Consider the following 2,231-nt stretch of genomic DNA (forward strand, 5'->3'; position numbering starts at 1 on the left):
CATATCAAACTGAACTGTCACTATCTGCCCACTGACATCGACAACATGGCAGGGCAACTCGCGGCCTTTCATATCCATTCTTGAGCGAGTGTGCTCATCAATCAATGTTGACAGAAGTCGCGTCATTGAATGTTTTTGAGCATTAGACATTCCCGCACCTCCGATCAGTTAAATGCATCAGTGTTAATTATTGCCGCCGCAGTAAACACTGTAACCCATGCATCGCCATCTGCCGTTAAAAACGAACCGATATGGCGGACTGACGTAATCTGAAATAACCCTGAAAATGTTACCAATGAATTAGTGAGCGCCGATGACTGTGTGATAGCAGACATCAAAATGGAGGATGTACCAGAAAACATTCTTTCTGGAAGACTGACAATATCACCACAGCAAATATCCCCACGCAGCGGACACTTAAAGGTCATTTCCAGAGGCGCCGACCACGTAGGTTGCCCAAGTAGCTCCCATGCCTCTATTTTTTTTGGTGAGCTGCTTTTTGTGTTATCAAATATACGAATAGTGCCTGACTGAACTGTTATTCTGACTCCGGTGTAACGTTCATCACGAATGATATTTAATGACCAACTTCTAATCGCCGCTGCCAGTGATGTGATGTTTTTATATACTATTGGTTCATCTTCTGAAAGGATAAGATTATCACTTATAGTGCATTCTATTTTTTTATCAGGAAAAGCGTCACACAACACACGAGTAAGCACGTTCCCCAGTGTCTCTCCTTTCTTGCCGTAACCACAAATAGAAATCATTTTCCCATCAATTGTGCGCGTTGGAGTTGGATTAATAATAAGATTCAGCGACTGATTAGTTCCAATCCAGTTCCCATAGGCTGCCAGTACTTCTCCATTAATAATTTCTCCCTGCTGTGACTTATTAGCTAACGGTAAACCATCGGTAAAACCTGCATACAAACTTACGAGACATCCTTTCAGATTAACTGCCTGAGTTAGCATACTCATTGGCAATCCGTAGATCGCCAGCATTGTTCCTGATGTTGTGACATCATATCCAACCACAGTAACATCAAACTCAATATGCAAAGCGCATCCTGGTGTTTTACTGCTATCAAACGGACCAATTTTATTATTGTTCTTGTCCACAGGTGGTTGTTGTGTATCTGGTTTGGTAATAATAAGTTTATAATAACGCATCAGGAAATCTCGAACTGGTTAGAACTGGCGCGATAAACTATCTTTCCCGGAGCAAGAGGTAACGCCAGATTAATATCAAAATTATCAGGTGATGGCACCACAGGAACAAAACTGATTATATCCCCATTTTCATTCTGTAATTTCAAATAATAACGTTGTGCATAAATATTATATGGCAGAGTTGCCTGAATGTTTACTCCGCCAACTGTTGCCATGAAACTGAATGGTTCATCCATCCCGGGGGTAAATACAATTCTCTCTTGCATATATTCCCTTTTAAAATTTTGGTATTGGAGGGATTAAATCGCCATTAGCTTTCCATGTCGCTTTCCCCGGTGTTCCTTTTTCAAACTTGCTCATAATATTGTTGAGTGTTTGCGTTACCGATGACGTTGTGATTAGTGGTTGCTCAAACTCTATTTGCCAGGTGTGCTGAACTTGTTTATTTTGTTCGGAAAGCCCTGATACATCTATAAATGATCGCATCAGGCAGTCTGTATAAATATATGAAGGAGTTAATACAATATATCTTCCTCCTTTGTCATTATGCATTTCCAGAAAAATTTTCAGTGCTGCAAATGTAATTCCTTTTGTAATGTATCCGCCATCTTCTGTTGATACCGGACGAACCATTTGCATAACAACACGATTAGGTTTCTTTACTACTGAATTTGCAGCTGTAATCTGGTTGTAAAAATTCAGATTACAAATATCCTGCTGAATTAGTGTTGTTCCAGGCATAGGAGTAAATGCAGCCGTCGCTCCATTCAACTTTCCATGCAGCAAGCCATTTACAATACTTAATCCCTCAGTGAATAAAGCAACAGGAATTATTCCACCCGGTATTTTTTCCGCAATTCCACCTTGCAAAAGGATAGGAGATGTCTGAAACGCAAGTTTAAAAACACTCCCCACAACCCCCAGCGACATAATCACCTCGTCAAAAATTGTTGCTGGCCCACAACCTGGGCATCGAAGTTATCTCCAGGTTTTCTAAGAATCTCAAGCTGAATAAGGGCGCGCCCGTCAGGATTACTGGCAAGTACCTGCTGGGCATTT

The 2,231-nt window shown here is 41.0% G+C and carries 3 protein-coding genes and 1 pseudogene; all 4 read right to left on the reverse strand.

Annotated features, from left to right (window positions below):
- Window positions 1-126, reverse strand: a pseudogene (locus EQY_RS27495) (phage baseplate protein); the annotation flags it as partial.
- Between the two features lie 38 nt (window positions 127-164).
- Window positions 165-1,172, reverse strand: coding sequence for a hypothetical protein (locus tag EQY_RS0120435; protein ID WP_001271158.1), 1,008 nt, complete (start codon window positions 1,170-1,172; stop codon window positions 165-167).
- Window positions 1,172-1,438 (reverse strand): hypothetical protein, encoded by a 267-nt coding sequence (locus EQY_RS0120440; protein WP_001158038.1) that lies wholly within the window; start codon window positions 1,436-1,438, stop codon window positions 1,172-1,174. Before EQY_RS0120440 ends, EQY_RS0120435 begins: the two co-directional genes overlap by 1 nt.
- Before the next feature lie 10 nt (window positions 1,439-1,448).
- Complete coding sequence (locus tag EQY_RS0120445) at window positions 1,449-2,102, reverse strand: hypothetical protein (RefSeq protein ID WP_000052066.1); 654 nt, start codon at window positions 2,100-2,102, stop codon at window positions 1,449-1,451.
- Window positions 2,103-2,231 lie beyond the last annotated feature (129 nt).

The organism is Escherichia sp. TW14182, assembly GCF_000208525.1.
GTDB lineage: Bacteria > Pseudomonadota > Gammaproteobacteria > Enterobacterales > Enterobacteriaceae > Escherichia > Escherichia ruysiae.

Bases quoted from the DNA above. Each gene is read 5' to 3' on its own strand.
- EQY_RS0120435 (WP_001271158.1), bottom strand. From the start codon at position 1,172: ATGCGTTATTATAAACTTATTATTACCAAACCAGATACACAACAACCA.
- EQY_RS0120445 (WP_000052066.1), bottom strand. From the start codon at position 2,102: ATGTCGCTGGGGGTTGTGGGGAGTGTTTTTAAACTTGCGTTTCAGACA.
- EQY_RS0120440 (WP_001158038.1), bottom strand. From the start codon at position 1,438: ATGCAAGAGAGAATTGTATTTACCCCCGGGATGGATGAACCATTCAGT.